The organism is Rhodococcus sp. ARC_M5, assembly GCF_022810405.1.
Lineage (GTDB): Bacteria > Actinomycetota > Actinomycetes > Mycobacteriales > Mycobacteriaceae > Rhodococcoides > Rhodococcoides navarretei.
Map to the genome: position 1 here is coordinate 238,923 of NZ_JALGQE010000001.1, position 17,065 is coordinate 255,987.

Genomic DNA, 17,065 nt, shown 5'->3' on the forward strand with positions numbered 1-17,065 from the left:
TGCTACTTCCCGAAGCTGAAGTTGCTGTCGTCGGTCGCGGTGTTCAGCGCGGCGAGCAGATCCACGTGGATACGACTCTTGATCCCGGCCAGGTTCGCACCTCGGGTGCTCGTCAACGCTGCCGCCTTCGCGACCGCGTCGGACACCAGCGACTCTTCCGATGCCGTCGCCTCCACGATTCCGGCGGACACGGCGTCGGCACCGCCGTAGCGGCGACCGGTCGTCATCGCCTCCACGGCGGTCTGTTTGGGAAGCCGGGAGTTGATCAGTGCCGACATTCCGACGGTGAACGGCATGTTCAGGTTCACCTCGGGCAAGCAGTAGAAACCGCGATCGACGCGTTGGATGCGGAAGTCGTGGGAGGTGGCGAACATCGCGCCCGCACCGAATGCGTGGCCCTGCACAGCGGCGACGGTGGCCATCGGGAAAGCAAGCAACCGGGTGTAGAGCGTGTGGACTCGGTCGAGGTACCAGGTGATCTTGTCCAGGTTGGCGAACAGCCAATCGGTGTCGAGCCCGTTGCTGTAGAACTTGCCTGCCGACGTGGTGACCAGCGCCGCGGGGCCGGTCGAGGCCTCGACCTCGTCGAGCAACGCATGTACGGAGTCGATCCAGTCCGGGTGGAGTCGGTTCTCCGGATTGTCCGAGCCGTTCTCGGCACCGAGGAACAGGATGTGGACGTCGCCGTCGCGTTCGAGATAAGGCATGCAGCGGATACTACCCAACGGTAACTTCCGCCGGTCGCACATCCGCGGCGTCGATCTCCTACTGTTGTTCATCGTGGCAATCACCGACGCACATGCGACCGACCCCGTGACCGATCCCGAGGGTGCCGCGCGCACCGCCGCCGACGCACTCGCCGCAGCAACCGGGATCGATACCCATACCGTGGCCATCGTCCTCGGCTCCGGCTGGCAGGCAGCAGCCGACGTGTTCGGCTCCCCCACCGCAACCGTGCGCATGGCCGACCTGCCCGGCTTCGCGCCACCGTCGGCGTCGGGTCACTCCGGCACCATCACCTCGGTGGACGTCGGCGGCACCCACACGCTCTTGTTACAGGGACGCACGCATGCCTACGAGGGCCACGACCTGCGACGCGTCGTGCATCCGGTGCGGACCGCTATCGCCGCAGGTGCCACGACCGTCGTGCTGACCAACGCTGCGGGCGGTATCCGAGACGGCATGAGCGTCGGACAGCCCGTGCTCATCTCGGACCATCTCAACCTCACGGCTCGTTCACCCCTCGTCGGGGCCGAGTTCGTCGACCTGGTCGACGCGTACTCCCCGGAACTTCGCGCGCTCGCGGCCGAGATCGATTCGTCGCTCGAGGACGGCGTCTACGCCGGTCTGCCCGGCCCCCACTACGAAACTCCCGCCGAGATCAGAATGCTGCGCACGCTCGGTGCGGACCTCGTGGGCATGTCGACGGTGCACGAGACGATTGCCGCTCGGGCGAAGGGCGCTCGCGTTCTGGGCATCTCACTGGTGACCAACCTCGCGGCCGGAATGACCGGTGAACATCTCGATCACACCGAAGTTCTCGCCGCCGGTAAGGAGTCCGCCGCCCGCATGGGAGCGTTGCTGCACGAGTTGGTCTCCCGCCTGTGACCGAGGAGCTCACCGAGCGGGTACGGGCTTGGATCGCAGGAGACCCCGACCCCGCTGCTCGCGAGGAACTCGACGGCCTGCCCGATGCCGAACTCGCCGACCGGTTCAGCGGTCCCCTGACATTCGGTACCGCAGGTCTACGTGGCCCGGTGCGCGCGGGACCGAACGGGATGAACGTGGCGGTGGTGACGAAGACCTCGGCCGGCATCGCAGCGTGGTTGATCGAGAACGGTCTGGGTGGTTCCACGGTCGTGGTCGGTCGCGACGCCAGGAACGGCTCCGAACAGTTCGCATTCGCGGCCGCCGAAACCTTCTCCGCCCAGGGCTTTTCCGTGGTGATGCTGCCTCGGCCTCTCCCTACCCCCGTCGTCGCGTTCGCGGTGCGGGCACTCGATGCCGAGCTCGGCGTGCAGATCACCGCGTCGCACAATCCCGCCGCGGACAACGGGTACAAGGTGTATCTCCGCGGCGGCTCGCAATTGATCCCGCCGAGCGACGCCCAGATAGAAGCACTCATCGAGGCCACTCCCGACGCGATCGAGGTTCCGCGGGCGATCGTGCAGCCGGGCGGCTCCGACATCGCTGCGCGCTATCTCGATTCCGTTGTCGCACTACCACGTTCGACGGTTCGGGACATCCGCATCGCGCTGACTCCCCTGCACGGCGTCGGCGGTGAACTCGCGATGGCTGCGCTGCGTGGCGCGGGGTTCCGCGACATCCGGGTGGTCGAAGAACAGTTCGAGCCCGATCCCACATTCCCGACCGTGACGTTCCCCAACCCGGAAGAGCCGGGCGCTGCCGACGCGGTACTCGAACTGGCGGCCGAGATCGAGGCCGACATCGCGATTGCACTCGACCCCGACGCCGATCGTTGTGCCGTCGGCGTGCCGACGGACAGCGGCTGGCGCATGCTGACCGGCGACGAGACCGGGGCCCTGCTGGCGAATCATCTCCTCGTCGATGCTCCCGCCGGTTCACTGGTGGCCAACACCATCGTCTCGTCGCAACTGCTCTCCGCGCTCGCCCCGGCGCGCGGTGCCCGCTACGCCCGCACGCTGACCGGATTCAAGTGGCTCGTCCGTGCGGGCGAGGGCCTCGTCTACGCCTACGAGGAGGCCATCGGGCACTGCGTCGATCCGAATGTGGTGCGCGACAAGGACGGTATCTCGGCCGCGGTGGTGCTTGCGGATCTGGCTGCCGAATTGAAACAGGATCGTCGCACCCTGCTCGACGTGCTCGACGACCTCGCGGTCGAGTTCGGCGTACATCTCGGTGCGCAGGTGTCGCGGAGGGTGCAGGATCTCGCCGAGATCGGGACCATGATGCATCGGTTGCGCAACGCCCCGCCGTCGGAACTGGCCGGACGAGCTGTCACCGTGCTGGACTACGCCCAGCGCGACGACGAACTACGCACCGACGCAGTCGAGATCAGCGGATCGGGGCTGCGGATGATCGTGCGGCCGTCCGGCACCGAACCCAAACTCAAGGCCTACCTCGAAGTGATCGAGCAGGTCGACGGCCCCGAGGACCTGCCGAGAGCGCGGACGGCAGCAGGCGAGATCCTCGCCGAACTGACGGACTTCGCCCAGCACCTCTAGGCGTCGACGAGCCTTCAGAACAGCGCCGACTGCACCGCAGGCAAATCGGACGTGAAGGCCCCGAGTTCGATGCGTCGACCCTTGAGTGCCGCCAGATCGGCGACGTACGTGTCGTCGTCGACGGTCGCGATCACCGCCTGCCCGACGCACGTCCTGATCTCGAGTCCGTGGGAACCCGTTGCGACATCCGCGGGGTAGGCGACGCGACTGATGTTCTCGCTCAACGCTTCCCGGCCTGCGGGCGGGGCCCAGCGTTCGTCGATCGGGGTGCAGCCTGCAATCCCTGCCTCGGTCAGCATCTTGCGGACCTGCTCGGCCCGGGCAGCGGTGGCGGCCTCGAGCCTGCCCACGTCGATCGGCAGACACAGCGAGGCGGCTTTCGCCGTGGACCGCACCGCCTGCCGTAGCCCCATCGATTCGGTCACGAGATCCTCGGCCACCCGGACGGCTTTTCCGTCATCGGCGTGGGCGACGTACCGCGCACAGATGGCACCCTGCTCGGCGAGCCGGCCCCATTTACGCGTGTCCGCTGCCGTCCCGATCTTGAAGGTGCCGTTGGCAAACGCCGCCAGATACAGCCAATGTGGTTGCATGACATGCTTTTCGAGATCCCGCGAGACGAACCCGCTGCGATGCACGGTGTGCACGAACCGAAAGCTGTCCTTGTCGGCGCACGTCGCGCACTGCCCCGACACAACGGCTCGCTCCCGGCCTGGGCACGGTACGTAGCGCGGCGGGCCGTCGGCCCGAAAAGCCGTGCGCCCGGTGCAGTACCGATCGGTCGCCGCACCCGGCGCATGGAAGCCGAGCCTGCGGCCGACCAGTTCGTGGAACTCGATCTGCTCGGTCTCGACGTCGAGCACCCGCAGTCTCGGGCGCGGTTCAGGCGACGCCTCCGAGGGCCAGGAGACTCCCAGGACCAACCGGTCGGCGGTATCGGAGATCAGCGCGGGCCGAACTGACGATCGCCGGCGTCACCGAGGCCGGGAACGATGAAGGCGTTGACGTTGAGGCCGTCGTCGATGCTCGCTGCCACCAGTCGCACCGGCAGACCCGAGGCTTCCAGCGCGGCAACACCTTCGGGAGCAGCAACGACACAGATGGCCGTGACGTCCGCCGCCCCGCGGCCGACGAGAAGCTCGATCGTATGAACCATCGATCCGCCGGTGGCCAGCATCGGGTCCAGGACGTAGACCGGTGTCTGCGACAGGTCGTCGGGTAGGGATTCCATGTACGGCACGGGCTGGTGGGTTTCCTCGTCGCGCGCCATCCCGACGAAACCGACGCGGGACTGCGGGATGAGACCACTGGCCTTCTCCACCATGCCGAGGCCTGCGCGCAGAACCGGGACCAGCAACGGCGGGCGGGCCAGCCGAGTGCCCTCGGTGACCGCGACGGGCGTACGCACCTCGAAGGTGTCGATCGCAGCATCGCGGGTGGCCTCGTAGACCAGCATGTGGGTGAGCTGCCGCAGAGCCGACCGGAACGTGGCATTGTCGCTGCGCTCGTCCCGCATCCTGGTGAGCAGGGCTGCGGCCAGTGGGTGATCGACCACGTGTGTTTCCATGCCGACAAGGATAGGACTTCGGGGGCAGGACGCGAACGGCAAGTCACGGGAACCGAATGGCGGGCACCCGCGTCGAACCAGTTGGGCGTCGCATTCGGCGGCCGTGAATCGATTGCATTCTCAGGGGGCACCGATGGCCGAGCTCGTCGTGGAAACCGAGGGGGTCCTCGCATACGGTGCGGTGGCGTCGACCATGGCCGAGCAGATCGCCGCGGCGGGTGCTGCCGCGGCTGCGTGCGGCCCCGCTGTGCTGGCTCCGGTCTTCGGTTTGATCGGACAGGAGTTTCTCGGCGCAGTCACCGGCACCCATCTGGCGCACACCGATGCCGTGGTGCGCCTGGCCGGCGCTGTGGCGAGCATCGGTTCCGCGGCCACCGCCTCCGCGGTGTCGTATGCCCTCACCGATGCCGGCACCGGCGCAACCGTTGCGGCTTCGGCCGCCGGTATCGCGCAGGACGCACGGTAAGCGCCGATGATAGATCTTCTGGCCCGTCCCATCGTCGATCTACTCGGAGCGTTCGGCAACGGCGCGCTCCCCACCGGCGGACCGGCCGACGTGCTGCGGGTGTCCTCGGCAGCGATCGAGGCGGCGCAGGGAATCGGCAGGGTCGCGGTCACGGAGCTCGCTGCCAACTGGAACGGTGAGGCCGCCGACGCGGCCATTCGCTACGCCGAGAACGCTCATACGAGCGCAATCGCCCTCGCCGACCACGCCGACGACATCGCTGCCGTCGTGGATCAGGCCTGCCGCGACACCAATAGAGGCTTCCTCGAACTGCAGGCGATCGTGCAGTCCTTCGTGGGAATCGCACTGTCGGCCGGGCCGATCATCGCCACCCCGCCCGGACAGACGATGCTGATCACGGCAGCCATCGAGCACCTCGAACGAGCCCTCGTGGTGGTGGCCCGAGTTCGCGGCGAATTGGCCGTCCACACCGCGAAAGTCGGTGAACTGGCCGCTCCGCCGACCATTCCCGCCCCCGTGGTCGGCGGACCGACACCGTCCCCCGGCTCCCCCTCGAATCTCATGACCTCACCCGCGACATCACAGGTGATCGAAGCAGGCGAGAAGCTGGCGAAGACGTTCGCGCAGTCCGTCACGTCGCCTGCGGCCGGGGCCGAGCCAACGAGCACCGGCGGTGCACACAACTACCTGGGCAATCCGGGAGCCGACCCCGCCCGCTCCCGCGAGCACACCGGCCGGGGAGTCGACGTACGGCTACCCGACGGCAGTACCGTCACTGCGCCCAACGCCGAGGCCGCGGGTGCCGTCCGCAGCGCCTTGACTCAACAGGGTGTGCCGTACGCGTGGGGCGGCACCACGCCGGGCAGCGGACTGGACTGCAGCGGATTGACCCAGTGGGCGTACGCCCAGCAGGGCGTCGAGATTCCGCGTCTGGCGCAGGAACAGGACATCGGCTCCGCCGTGGCACCGGGTGAGGTGATGCCCGGTGATCTCGCAGTCTGGGACGGACACGTGGCCATGGTGATCGGCAACGGTCAGCTCGTCGAGGCAGGCGATCCAGTACAGGTGGGACCGATCAGAACGACCAACAGCGGTATGGGCTTCAAAGGCTTCTACCGTCCGACCGAATGAAGGGCCGGCCGATGACGGACTCGGACACCACCGTCGTCAGCGCGGTATCGGGAACTCGATCGGGATCGGTGACGGTGCGCGCCACCGAACACGGACTGCCGATCGGGATCGCGATCGACGAGCGCGAACTGCGATACGGCGGAGGCGCATTGGCGTCGACGATTCTCCAGCAGTGCCTACGGGCGAGTGCGGCCGCACGAGCTCAGCGCCGCACGCTACTGGCCGAGGACGGTGTTCCCACCGAGGTTCTCGATCGCCTCGGTCTGCCCACCCGGGCCGGAGTCGCCGCCGAAGCGAACGAGAATCTCGCAGAGGACTCCGCACCCACGAGTTGGTTGAAGCAGGTATGACCCACAACTACACCACCGAACTCGACACTCTGGTCGGCAGCGCTCAGTACCGACTGGATGCGCTTCGCGAAACGCACGAGCGTCTGGACCGCATCAGAATTCGACGCACCTCGCCGGACAACCTGGTGACCGTCGTCGCCGATGGATCCGGTGCCATGGTCGAGCTCGAACTCGCCGAGAATCTCCGATCGGTTGCCGCCCACGCACTCGCTGCGACGATCACCGGAACGGCCGCGGAGGCCGCCGCCGCCGCACTCGACCAGCGCGAGGCGATCCTGCAAAGTCTGCAGGGTTCCTTCACAGACTCCTGAGATAGGCTTCGCGCCATGGCTGGAGACATCATCCCGATCGAACTCGGTCTCACCGCCGGTGACTTCTCCACATTGTGGGCACCGGAGTGGCGAGAAGGCGACGACGAGTGGGAGGCATTCCTCGGACACGAGGAAGACCTGTACGGATTCTCGACCGTCGCCGAGCTTGCGGCGTTCGTCAGGTCCGACGACGACAACGACCTGGTCGACCATCCGTCGTGGAGGGTGGTCTCCGCACTGGCGGCACACGAACTCGAGCCCGACGATCTACACCGCTTCGATCTGGTGGCGGTACCGGAGCTGGTGGCTTCCGACCCGGAAGCGGACGTTCTCGCCGAACTGCAGGCCACCTTCGACATCGTCTCCTCGATCGGAGATGTCTGCGAACTACGGCCCATCACAAGCTTTTTCGGTTCCAACTCGTTCGTAGGCGCGGTCGGCGGAGGCGTCGAGAGCTTCCTCGGTCGCGAGGGCAGCGAGCTGTGGGACCGCATCGGAGCAGCGGTCGCCAAGCACTGGGACGACGTCCTCGACGCAGTCGATTCCATCGTCACCTCGCCCGCTGTCGACTCCGCTGCCGTTGCCGTCGCCGAAGCCGAGATCACCGCCGCGGCAGAGAACGCCGTCGACGCCGACGATGTCACCGACGACATCGACTCCGATTCCGACGACGACTCGGACGACGACGATTCGGACGAAGACACAGCCGAGGTGGACCGGGATCCGATCGCCGCGGCAGCTGCCGAGGAGACGTTCTGGACCACCGTCGGCATCGACCCGATTCGTATCATCACCTCGGACGACACGGTGTACACCCTGCGGTGCTACCTCGGTGACAAGCCGGTGTTCCTCGGCCGCGGTGGTGCCATCAGCGTGTTCGGTTCCGAGCGTTCGCTGGCCCGGTATCTGGCCGACGACCACGACCACGATCTGGCGCAGGTCAGCACGTACTCGGACGTTCAGACCGCCGCTATCGACGGTTCACTCGACATTCAGATCACCGACGACAACGTGTACGTGCTGCCCGGTCTGGCCGACGATCTCGCCGAGGGCCCCACTGCAGTGGACGTCGACCAATTGGACCTGGCTGTCGAATTGTTTACCGATGCAGCCGATTTCGCCGGTGACGATTCCGTGGACGAGGCGCTCGCCACGTCCACGCCGTTGGGTTGGTACGTCTCCTACACTCTCGAACCCAGTCCCGATCGGCTGGCTCCGAGCGCACCGTTCGACGTCGAGGCCGAGGCGTGGCGCGCCCTCGAGCGTGAGTTCGAGAGCCGACTACGCAAGAAGTAGCCGCCGGTCGGGTCGGGCGGTCAGCCGATCAATACTGCGTAACCCGGCTTGATGACGTCGTCGATGAGCGCCAGTCGCTCGTCGAACGGCAGGAACGCCGACTTCATCGCATTGATGGTGAATCGCTCGAGATCGCTCCAGCCGTAGCCGAACGTCTCGACGAGCTTGGCCATCTCGCGACTCATCGAGGTGTCGCTCATCAACCGGTTGTCGGTGTTGACGGTGACTCGGAATCGTAGTCGGGCAAGCAGATCGAACGGGTGCGTGGCCAGCGATTCGGCGGCACCGGTCTGGACGTTGGAGCTCGGGCACAACTCCAGAGGCATCCTCGTGTCGCGGACGTAGGCGGCGAGCAGACCGAGTTCGTGTGTACCGGCGTCGTCGGTGGTGATGTCGTCGGTGATCCGAACCCCGTGACCGAGCCTGTCGGTGCCGCAGAACGCCACTGCTTCCTGGATCGACGGCAGACCGAACGCCTCTCCTGCGTGAATGGTGAAGTGTGCGTTGCTCGCTCGCATGTATTCGAAGGCGTCGAGGTGGCGGCTGGGAGGGAATCCCGCTTCGGCACCGGCAATGTCGAAGCCCACGACGCCGCGGCCACGGAATCGGACCGTCAGTTCGGCGATCTCCCGCGAACGCGCCGCGTGCCGCATCGCGGTGAGCAGGGTGCCGATCGTGATGTTCTTGCCGCGAACCTTGGCCGCGGAGATCCCGGCCTCGAATCCGGCGAGCGTGTGGGTGACCACTTCGTCGAGGGTCAGGCCGCGTTCGAGATGCTGCTCCGGCGCGAAGCGCACCTCGGCGTACACGACGCCGTCGTCGGCCAGATCCTCGGCGCACTCACGTGCCACTCGGAACAGTCCTTCGGGGGTCTGCATCACGGCGACGGTGTGCGCGAACGTCTCGAGGTACCGCACGAGCGAGCCACTGTCCGCGGACTCGCGGAACCACTCACCCAGTGCCGCGCCGTCGGTGGCGGGAAGATCGCCGTAACCGCACTCGTCGGCCAGTTCCAGCACGGTCTGCGGGCGGAGCCCGCCGTCGAGATGATCGTGCAGCAACGCCTTCGGAGCTGTCCTGATCGACGCGAGATCGAGTGGCGCACTGCCACCGATCGAGGACTGAGTGTTCTCCGCGGTGCTCATGTGACGACGGTAGCGTGCGGCCCGCGCGCACGCGCGCCGGTCATTGCCACTCGGCGAGTCCGCGGATTCCCCCGATCCCTCCCGATTCTTCGAGGTATTTCGTTGCTTTGTTACTCCGATGAAAACAATTCCGTCGATACACAGCGGATCGGCGACGGAAATCGTAGTGTTCATCGCACACACGCGGCCGATTCTTGTCGGGTCCCCTCCGACGTCCTCGGTCGACTCGAACCTCGGAGAGACATATGTCCACTGTGGAACCGCCGAACACCCTTCCAGGGAAGGGACTCAACACCGGCGCACTCGGGTTGGTCGGCAACATCGTCATCGGCCTGTCGGCGGTCGCGCCGGCCTACAGCCTCGCCGCGACCCTCGGCTACGTCGTTCTCGCCGTCGGCGACAAAGCACCCTCGATGTTCCTCATCGCCTTCGTTCCGATGCTGCTCACCGCATTCGCATACCGCGAACTCGGCCGCGACACCCCGGACTGCGGAACGTCGTTCACCTGGGGCACCAAGGCATTCGGACCCTGGGTCGGCTGGATGGCGGGATGGGGACTCGCAGTCTCGGCGATCATCGTGCTGGCCAACGTCGCCGAGATCGCCGCCATCTACCTGTTCGAGTTCCTGGGGCTGTCGGGATTGGCGGAGTCCACCGCCGCAAAGGTCGCCCTCGGCTCGTTCTTCATCGCCTCGATGACCTATGTCAGTTTTCGCGGCATCCTCATCAGCGAACGTATGCAGAACGTGCTGCTGGTCGTGCAGTTCGGAGTGCTCATCGGAGTGTCGGTGACGGCACTGGTCAAGGTGGGGGCAGGGACCGCAGGGCCGCAGGCCATCACGCCCCAGTGGAGTTGGTTGGTGCCGACCGGAGTCACGATGTCCGACGCGGCGCAGGCCATCATCCTGTGCATCTTCATCTATTGGGGCTGGGATGCCTGCCTGGCCGTCGGCGAGGAAACGAAGGACTCGGAGAAGACGCCGGGACGCGCCGCGGTGATCACGACGCTGATCCTCGTCGCGACCTACGTTCTCGTCGGATACGCGGTGCAGTCGTTCGCGGGGTTCGGCGATACCGGCATCGGCCTGAACAATCCGGACAATGTCGACGATGTGCTCACCATCCTCGGCGGCCCGGTCGCCGGCTCGATCGTGGCGTCGCTGCTGCTGTTGACGGTATCCATCTCGGCGCTGTCCTCGACCCAGACGACCATCCTGCCGACCGCGCGCGGAACCCTGTCGATGGCCGACTACGAGGCCCTCCCCAAGCGGTTCGCCAGCGTGCACCCCAAGTACATGACGCCCGGTTTCGGCACACTCGTGATGGGTGCCGCAGCCCTGATGTTCTACCTGGTGCTCACCTTCGTCAGCGCCAACGCGCTGCAGGATTCGGTGGCGTCGCTCGGGCTCGCGGTGGCGTTCTACTACGGCATCACCGCATACGCGTGCACGTGGTACTTCCGCCGGACGCTGTTCTCATCCGTCCGAAACCTGTTCATGCGCGGCATCTTTCCACTTCTCGGCGGGCTGTCCATGACATGGGCGTTCGTCCAGAGCGCCGTGGACATGATCAAGCCCGACTACGGTTTCACCGTCTACGGTCCCGTCGGCGGAGTCTTCGTTCTCGGTGTCGGCATGCTGGTACTCGGCATTCCGCTGATGCTGCTGCGCTTCGTGGGGAACAAGGACTTCTTCCAGGGCAAGACACTCACCGCGTCCACCGAAGTCAAGGTTCCGGACACTTACTAGAAGAGAAGGACCGAAACTCATGAAGATCACCGTCGGCTATCTCGCCACCCCCAGCGGCGACGACGGCGTAGCCCTGGCCATCGCCCTCGCTCGCGCCCTCGACGCATCCATCGACATCGTTCTGGTCATGGCTGTCGACGACCCTGTCATGGAAGGCAGCGGACCGTACCGAAAAATCCTCGAGGCCAGGGCGAAGGGCTGGGTGGACGACGCAGCCGCCCAGGTGCCGTCGGGCATCGAGGCGACCACGCACGTGCTCTCGCACGAGTCGTTCGCCCGCGCCCTCATCGACTTCGCCGTACACACCGATGCCGACCTCATCGTCGTCGGCGGTGCCGGAGACGGCCTGCTGAACCGGCACTCGATCGGTTCGGTCGCCGGTCAGCTGCTGCATGCCTCGGAAGTGCCGCTGGCACTTGCCCCTCGGGGCTACCGGCTCTCGGACGCGCCGATCACCGATCTGACCGTTGCCGTGCCCACTCGGGCCTCCTCCCCCAATCCGTTACCGTTCGCGATCACAATCGCCAGCGCGGCGCACGTACCGGTTCGACTGGTGTCGCTGGTCTCGCTCGAATCGACCGGGGCCCCCAGTGACGAGACCTCGCTGGATACGCGTCGCCGACAGGTCGCTGCCGCGCAAGAGAACCTCGAGCTCGCAGCACGTACTCTCCCCGACATCGACGGCCTGGAGTCGATCGTCGCCGACGGGTCCTCGTTGGACGAGGCGATGGGCAACCTCGACTGGAAGCCGGGAGATGTGTTGTTTCTCGGGTCGAGTCGTTTGGCAACTCCCAAGCGGGTGTTCCTCGGTTCGAGTGCGGCCAAGATTCTGCGTGCTGCCCCGGTGCCGGTGGTCGTGGTCCCGCACGAGTAAGAGCGGCTTCGCCGCATGTGAGCGATAGTTCGTAGTAGAGAACGAATTTCCGTGCACGTGCGGCGAAGCCGCTCTAACTGTCGAAGCCGAGTCCCAGCGCGTCCATGCCCTTCAGCCACAGTCCCCGCCGTCCCTCGTTCCGGTCGGCTCGGGCGAATGCCGCACGAGTGATGTTGATGCCGATCGACTTGAGGGGCTCGGGTGGGAACGGCAACGGCTTGGTGCGCACCATCTTCAGGCGTGTCCGTTCGGTGTCCTTGCCGTCGAGGAGATCGAGGGCGGTGCGGGCGCCGAAGTGCGACGCGCCGACGCCGAGGCCGGTGAACCCGGCCACCGATGCCACCCGTCCGTTCATGCCGAGATCCCAGAAGGCGCTGAACCGCGAGCACGTGTCGATCGATCCGCCCCAGGCGTGGGTGGCGCGAATTCCTTCGAGGCTCGGGAACATCTGCAGCAGGTGTTCGGCAAGCAATGCGAACTCTTCGGGATGTTGGGTTCGGCGTGGGTCGGTGTCGCTACCGTAGAAGTAATGCGCGTCCCACCCGCCGAACAGGATGCGGTTGTCCGCCGTCAACCGGAAGTAGTGGAATCTGTTGCCGGAGTCGGCCAATCCTTCGCGGCCCGACCAGCCGATGTCGGCGAGCTGCGCCGACGTCAGCGGTTCGGTCATGATCACGTAATCCCATACCGGGACGATCCAGTGACGAAGTTTGCGGCGCAACGATTTCGATGCCGACGTGGCCAGCAGAACCTTGGCGGCATCGATGGTGCCGTAGCCCGTCTTCACTCGAATACCGTTGCCGGATCTGTCGATCGACAGCGCTCGGGTGTTCTCGTGGATGCGAACGCCGAGCGACTCCGCCGCATCGGCCAGGCCCCAGGCCAGTTTGGCGGGGTCGATCATGGCGACGTCGGGGTCGAACAATGCGCCCCGCGCCATCGGCTAGGTGACTCTGGACGCCACCGCATGGGCGTCGAGATATTCCATCGGCTGCGACAGTCGCCTCCCCTCGTCGCTGAGTTCCCTCAGGTCGTCCACCTGCCAGTCGAAATTGGCGATGTCGAGTTCGCCGGTGCGCTCGATGTCGGCGTCGATTCCGTAGCGGTCCGCAGTCGCGCAGATGGCGTCGAGCGTCTCGGTGCCCATGCGCAGCAACTCGGGTAGTTCGTCGGCGTAGCGGTCGAGCCCGTTGCTCAATCCGTGCGTCAGGCTGGCCGCGCAGAAGCCCCCGTTGCGTCCGGTTGCACCCTCCGCGATGCGGTCGCCTTCGAGCAACACGATCGATCTGTCGGGATTCTCTTCGGCGGCGTGCACCGCCGCCCACAGGCCGGTGAACCCGCCGCCGACGATCACCAGATCCTCTGCAGTCGAACCAGTGTGGCGTGCCCGCGGTGCCGGGCGTTCGGGACGGTCGAGCCAGTAGGACTCCGGTGCCGCGCCCGCCACCATCGCCACGCCGCGATCGGTGGGTGTGGTTGCCCATGGTGCGTTCATCGGACATCTCCCTGCCTTGCAGCATCGACGGACGCGAAGACCGTTCTGTGCCAAGACTTTCGGGCCACACCGGTGATGTCGGTCATGACGTGCTTGACGGTGAGGTACTCGTCGAGCGAGTAGCTCGACATGTCCTTCCCGAACCCCGAGGCCCCGAATCCGCCGTGCGGCATCTCGCTGATGATCGGGATGTGGTCGTTGATCCAGACGCAGCCGGCGGCAATCTCCCGAGTCGCTCGGCCTGCGCGGTAGACGTCCTTGGTCCAGGCGGAGGCGGCGAGTCCGAACTCGGTGTCGTTGGCGCGTCGGATCGCATCGTCGTCCCCGTGATGCTTCGAGACCGTGAGCACTGGACCGAACACCTCGTCGCGATAGATCTCGTCCTGCTCACCGACATCGGCGATCAGGGTGGGCGGATAGAACGCACCCCGGCCCTCAGGAACGCGACCTCCGATCACCACTCTCGCCCCTGCGTCCCGGGCCCGATCCACCATCGCCGCCACCCGATCTCGGTGCGCGACGGAAATCAACGAGCCCATGTCGGTTGCCGGGTCGGTCGGGTCTCCCATCACGACGCGACCCATCAACTCCGCCACTCCGGCAACGAAGTCGTCGTAGAGGGATTCTGCGACGATGGCGCGGGTGGCCGCCGTGCAGTCCTGGCCGCCGTTGATCAACGATCCCGCGACGGCTCCGTGGATGGCTGCATCGAGATCGGCGTCTTCGAACACCACCAGCGGTGCCTTGCCGCCTAGCTCGAGCTGCACCCGCGTGCCGTGCGCGGCCGCCTGTGCCATCACGCGCCTGCCGACGGGAGTGGACCCGGTGAACGTCATCAGGTCCACGCCCCCATGGGAGGACAGCGCGACTCCGGCGTCGACACCGGTTCCGGTGACGACGTTGAACACCCCGTCGGGCACACCTGCCTCGGTGGCCAAACGCGCCAACCGCAAGGTGGTCAACGGCGTGAGTTCACTGGGCTTGAGCACGATGGAACACCCGGCTGCCAACGCCGGCATCGCTTTCCACACCGCCATCTGCAACGGATAGTTCCACGGAGTGATCGACCCGACCACTCCGACGGCGTCGCGCCGGATGACCGAGGTGTGCTCACCCGAATACTCGGCCGCGGCCTTGCCGTCCAGGTGCCGCGCCGCTCCGGCGAAGAACTCGATATTGTCGATGCTGCCCGGAACATCGAATTCCGTTGCCAGTCTTGTCGATTTGCCGGTCTGCGCCACTTCCTCGGACACGAAACCGTCCACATCGGCCGCAACCAGTCTCGCCAGCTCCATCAACACAGTGCTGCGGTGCGCGGGAGTGGCAGTGGACCATGCGGGAAATGCCGATCGGGCATGTGCGAGAGCAGAATCGACGTCTTCGGCGGTGGCCAGGCCGACGTCGGCGACGACGGCTCCGGTCGCGGGATCGTCGATCTCGTACCGATCACCGCTACCGTCGACCGAGCGTCCACCGATCCAACAACCAGGAATGTTCGCCATTACTGCAGAGTACCGTCGGTTCCACGGATTCTCTCTGTTTTCAACCTTTCGACAACCGATTCTGTCGTTCAGATCGAGAATCGACACGCTTTTCATCGTCGACGGGTTGTGTTCACGGCCGCGACAGTGACAAGATCGACCCATGCCCGAGCAACCGCCCATCGCACTCGACGACGTCTCCAAGGCGATCATCGAGCAACTCCAGGAGGACGGGCGTCGCTCGTACGCCGCCATCGGCAAGGCCGTCGGACTCTCGGAAGCGGCTGTCCGTCAACGAGTTCAGCGCCTGACGGACTCCGGGGTCATGCAGATAGTGGCGGTGACCGATCCGGTGCAGGTCGGATTCAAGCGGCAGGCCATGATCGGCATCAAGTGCACCGGGGACAGTCATGCGCTGTCCGAAGAACTGTCGGCGATCGATGCGATCGACTACGTCGTGCTGACCGCAGGGTCGTTCGACGTCGTCGTGGAAGTGGTGTGCGAGGACGACGAACAACTCCTGCAGATCCTGAACAAGCAGATCCGCAGCCTGGCCGGTGTCACCAGCACCGAAACGCTGGTCTATCTCAAACTCGTCAAGCAGCAATACAATTGGGGTACACGATGACGCGAACGACATCCGAGCTCGACGCTTCCGCAGCCAGGCATCTGTGGGGCCACTTCACCCGCCACGGCGCAGGGGTCACACCCCCGATCATCACCCGCGGTGAGGGTTCGACCATCTGGGACTCGAACGGCAAGAGCTACATCGACGGTCTCTCGGGGCTGTTCGTGGTGCAGGTGGGGCACGGCCGCGAGGAACTGGCCGAGGCTGCCGCGAAGCAGGCCAAGGAATTGGCGTTCTTCCCGCTGTGGTCGTACGTCACCGAACCCGCGATCGAGCTCGCGGAGAGGCTCGCCGGGTACGCCCCCGGCGATCTCAATCGCGTCTTCTTCACCACCGGCGGGGGCGAGGCCGTCGAGAGCGCATGGAAGCTCGCCAAGCAGTACTTCAAGAAGGTCGGCAAACCCGGTAAGCACAAGGTGATCTCGCGAGCGATCGCTTACCACGGCACCCCGCAGGGCGCGCTGGCCATCACCGGAATCCCCGCGCTCAAGGAACCCTTCGAGCCGCTGACACCGGGCGCGTTCCGAGTGCCGAACACCAACATCTACCGCGCCCCCGCTCCCCTGGACACCGATCCGAAGGCGTTCGGAATCTGGGCTGCGGACCGGATAGCCGAGGCCATCGAATTCGAGGGCCCCGACACGGTTGCCGCGGTGTTCCTCGAGCCGGTTCAGAATGCCGGCGGCTGCTTCCCTCCCCCGCCCGGATACTTCGAGCGGGTCCGCGAGATCTGCGACCGCTACGACGTTCTGCTCGTCTCCGACGAAGTCATCTGCGCTTTCGGCCGGATCGGGTCGATGTTCGCCTGCAGCGACTTCGGCTACGTACCCGACATCATCACCTGCGCGAAGGGAATGACCTCGGGCTATTCCCCCATCGGCGCAATGATCGCCTCCGACAAGCTCTTCGAGCCGTTCGACGACGGCACGTCGAGCTTCGCGCACGGCTACACCTTCGGCGGCCACCCCGTCTCCGCCGCCGTGGCCATGGCCAATCTCGACATCTTCGAGCGCGAGGGCATCAACGCGCACGTCGCAGACAACGCACCGGCGTTCCGCGCGACGCTCGAGAAGCTGCACGACCTGCCGATCGTCGGAGACGTGCGCGGCGAGGGATTCTTCTACGGCATCGAGTTGGTCAAGGACAAGACCACGAAGGAGACGTTCAGCGACGCCGAAGCCGAACGCATCCTGCGCGGGTTCCTGTCCACGGCTCTGTTCGACGCAGGGCTGTACTGCCGCGCCGACGATCGCGGCGATCCGGTGGTACAGCTGGCTCCGCCGCTCATCTGCGGTCAGAAGGAGTTCGACGAGATGGAACAGATTCTGCGCAGCGTTCTGACCGAGGCGGGGAACCTGATCTGACCG

At 65.9% G+C, this 17,065-nt stretch carries 16 protein-coding genes and 1 pseudogene; 11 read left to right on the top strand and 6 right to left on the bottom strand.

What is annotated here, in order from left to right; all coding sequences use genetic code 11:
* Positions 1-2: 2 nt before the first annotated feature.
* Positions 3-707 (bottom strand): enoyl-CoA hydratase-related protein, encoded by a 705-nt coding sequence (locus MTX34_RS01140; RefSeq protein ID WP_243608151.1) that lies wholly within the window; start codon positions 705-707, stop codon positions 3-5.
* Between MTX34_RS01140 and MTX34_RS01145 the strand changes: the two genes are divergently transcribed.
* Positions 706-1,608 (top strand): purine-nucleoside phosphorylase, encoded by a 903-nt coding sequence (locus tag MTX34_RS01145; RefSeq protein ID WP_279392708.1) that lies wholly within the window; start codon positions 706-708, stop codon positions 1,606-1,608. The two genes, MTX34_RS01140 and MTX34_RS01145, sit on opposite strands and share 2 nt — an antisense overlap.
* Positions 1,605-3,206, top strand: coding sequence for a phospho-sugar mutase (locus MTX34_RS01150; protein ID WP_243608153.1), 1,602 nt, complete (start codon positions 1,605-1,607; stop codon positions 3,204-3,206). The genes MTX34_RS01145 and MTX34_RS01150 overlap by 4 nt, the downstream gene beginning before the upstream one ends.
* A gap of 14 nt (positions 3,207-3,220) precedes the next feature.
* Here MTX34_RS01150 and MTX34_RS01155 read toward each other — a convergent pair whose 3' ends face one another.
* On the bottom strand, positions 3,221-4,069 hold the full coding sequence (locus MTX34_RS01155; protein ID WP_243608154.1) for a DUF2797 domain-containing protein: 849 nt from the start codon (positions 4,067-4,069) through the stop codon (positions 3,221-3,223).
* Positions 4,070-4,149: 80 nt separating this feature from the next.
* Positions 4,150-4,773: a uracil phosphoribosyltransferase gene (upp, locus tag MTX34_RS01160; protein WP_243608155.1), complete on the bottom strand. Its 624-nt coding sequence runs from the start codon at positions 4,771-4,773 to the stop codon at positions 4,150-4,152.
* Positions 4,774-4,906: 133 nt separating this feature from the next.
* On the opposite strand from upp, the gene MTX34_RS01165 reads away from it, so the two are divergent.
* From MTX34_RS01165 to MTX34_RS01185, 5 genes are read left to right on the top strand one after another with little or no spacing between them, the layout of a single operon-like run.
* Positions 4,907-5,239 carry a type VII secretion target gene (locus tag MTX34_RS01165; protein ID WP_243608156.1) on the top strand — a complete coding sequence of 111 codons (333 nt, stop codon included), beginning with the start codon at positions 4,907-4,909 and terminating at the stop codon, positions 5,237-5,239.
* Positions 5,240-5,245: 6 nt separating this feature from the next.
* A complete protein-coding gene (locus MTX34_RS01170; RefSeq protein ID WP_243608157.1) occupies positions 5,246-6,370 on the top strand; it encodes a C40 family peptidase in 1,125 nt (374 codons plus the stop codon).
* An 11-nt stretch (positions 6,371-6,381) separates the two neighbouring features.
* Positions 6,382-6,720 (top strand): hypothetical protein, encoded by a 339-nt coding sequence (locus tag MTX34_RS01175; protein WP_243608158.1) that lies wholly within the window; start codon positions 6,382-6,384, stop codon positions 6,718-6,720.
* Positions 6,717-7,031 (top strand): YbaB/EbfC family nucleoid-associated protein, encoded by a 315-nt coding sequence (locus MTX34_RS01180; RefSeq protein WP_243594841.1) that lies wholly within the window; start codon positions 6,717-6,719, stop codon positions 7,029-7,031. Before MTX34_RS01175 ends, MTX34_RS01180 begins: the two co-directional genes overlap by 4 nt.
* Positions 7,032-7,046: 15 nt before the next feature.
* Entirely contained in the window at positions 7,047-8,327 is a 1,281-nt protein-coding gene (locus MTX34_RS01185) for a primosomal protein (RefSeq protein ID WP_243608159.1), read from the top strand.
* A gap of 20 nt (positions 8,328-8,347) precedes the next feature.
* On the opposite strand, the gene MTX34_RS01190 is transcribed toward MTX34_RS01185, so the two are convergent.
* Positions 8,348-9,472 (bottom strand): adenosine deaminase, encoded by a 1,125-nt coding sequence (locus MTX34_RS01190; protein ID WP_243594839.1) that lies wholly within the window; start codon positions 9,470-9,472, stop codon positions 8,348-8,350.
* A 245-nt stretch (positions 9,473-9,717) separates the two neighbouring features.
* Here MTX34_RS01190 and MTX34_RS01195 point away from each other — a divergent pair, with 245 nt between their 5' ends.
* The gene (locus tag MTX34_RS01195; protein ID WP_243608160.1) at positions 9,718-11,220 is read left to right on the top strand and encodes an APC family permease; all 1,503 of its coding nucleotides are present in this window, start codon (positions 9,718-9,720) and stop codon (positions 11,218-11,220) included.
* 19 nt (positions 11,221-11,239) lie between these two features.
* Positions 11,240-12,094 (top strand): universal stress protein, encoded by an 855-nt coding sequence (locus tag MTX34_RS01200; RefSeq protein WP_243594837.1) that lies wholly within the window; start codon positions 11,240-11,242, stop codon positions 12,092-12,094.
* Between the two features lie 73 nt (positions 12,095-12,167).
* Here the strand turns inward: MTX34_RS01200 and MTX34_RS01205 are convergent.
* Both MTX34_RS01205 and MTX34_RS01210 read right to left on the bottom strand, forming a co-directional pair.
* Positions 12,168-13,589 (bottom strand): annotated as a pseudogene (locus MTX34_RS01205) (NAD(P)/FAD-dependent oxidoreductase).
* On the bottom strand, positions 13,586-15,091 hold the full coding sequence (locus MTX34_RS01210; RefSeq protein ID WP_243608161.1) for a gamma-aminobutyraldehyde dehydrogenase: 1,506 nt from the start codon (positions 15,089-15,091) through the stop codon (positions 13,586-13,588). Before MTX34_RS01210 ends, MTX34_RS01205 begins: the two are co-directional and overlap by 4 nt.
* A 142-nt stretch (positions 15,092-15,233) precedes the next feature.
* Between MTX34_RS01210 and MTX34_RS01215 the strand changes: the two genes are divergently transcribed.
* Positions 15,234-15,698, top strand: coding sequence for an Lrp/AsnC family transcriptional regulator (locus MTX34_RS01215; RefSeq protein ID WP_243594834.1), 465 nt, complete (start codon positions 15,234-15,236; stop codon positions 15,696-15,698).
* Positions 15,695-17,062 carry an aspartate aminotransferase family protein gene (locus tag MTX34_RS01220; RefSeq protein WP_243608162.1) on the top strand — a complete coding sequence of 456 codons (1,368 nt, stop codon included), beginning with the start codon at positions 15,695-15,697 and terminating at the stop codon, positions 17,060-17,062. Before MTX34_RS01215 ends, MTX34_RS01220 begins: the two co-directional genes overlap by 4 nt.
* The last annotated feature ends 3 nt before the right edge of the window (positions 17,063-17,065 follow it).

Coding starts and splice junctions, on each gene's coding strand:
- MTX34_RS01145 (WP_279392708.1), top strand. CDS start 706: ATGCAGCGGATACTACCCAACGGTAACTTCCGCCGGTCGCACATCCGC.
- MTX34_RS01140 (WP_243608151.1), bottom strand. CDS start 707: ATGCCTTATCTCGAACGCGACGGCGACGTCCACATCCTGTTCCTCGGT.
- upp (WP_243608155.1), bottom strand. CDS start 4,773: ATGGAAACACACGTGGTCGATCACCCACTGGCCGCAGCCCTGCTCACC.
- MTX34_RS01165 (WP_243608156.1), top strand. CDS start 4,907: ATGGCCGAGCTCGTCGTGGAAACCGAGGGGGTCCTCGCATACGGTGCG.
- MTX34_RS01170 (WP_243608157.1), top strand. CDS start 5,246: ATGATAGATCTTCTGGCCCGTCCCATCGTCGATCTACTCGGAGCGTTC.
- MTX34_RS01175 (WP_243608158.1), top strand. CDS start 6,382: ATGACGGACTCGGACACCACCGTCGTCAGCGCGGTATCGGGAACTCGA.
- MTX34_RS01180 (WP_243594841.1), top strand. CDS start 6,717: ATGACCCACAACTACACCACCGAACTCGACACTCTGGTCGGCAGCGCT.
- MTX34_RS01185 (WP_243608159.1), top strand. CDS start 7,047: ATGGCTGGAGACATCATCCCGATCGAACTCGGTCTCACCGCCGGTGAC.
- MTX34_RS01190 (WP_243594839.1), bottom strand. CDS start 9,472: ATGAGCACCGCGGAGAACACTCAGTCCTCGATCGGTGGCAGTGCGCCA.
- MTX34_RS01195 (WP_243608160.1), top strand. CDS start 9,718: ATGTCCACTGTGGAACCGCCGAACACCCTTCCAGGGAAGGGACTCAAC.
- MTX34_RS01200 (WP_243594837.1), top strand. CDS start 11,240: ATGAAGATCACCGTCGGCTATCTCGCCACCCCCAGCGGCGACGACGGC.
- MTX34_RS01210 (WP_243608161.1), bottom strand. CDS start 15,091: ATGGCGAACATTCCTGGTTGTTGGATCGGTGGACGCTCGGTCGACGGT.
- MTX34_RS01215 (WP_243594834.1), top strand. CDS start 15,234: ATGCCCGAGCAACCGCCCATCGCACTCGACGACGTCTCCAAGGCGATC.
- MTX34_RS01220 (WP_243608162.1), top strand. CDS start 15,695: ATGACGCGAACGACATCCGAGCTCGACGCTTCCGCAGCCAGGCATCTG.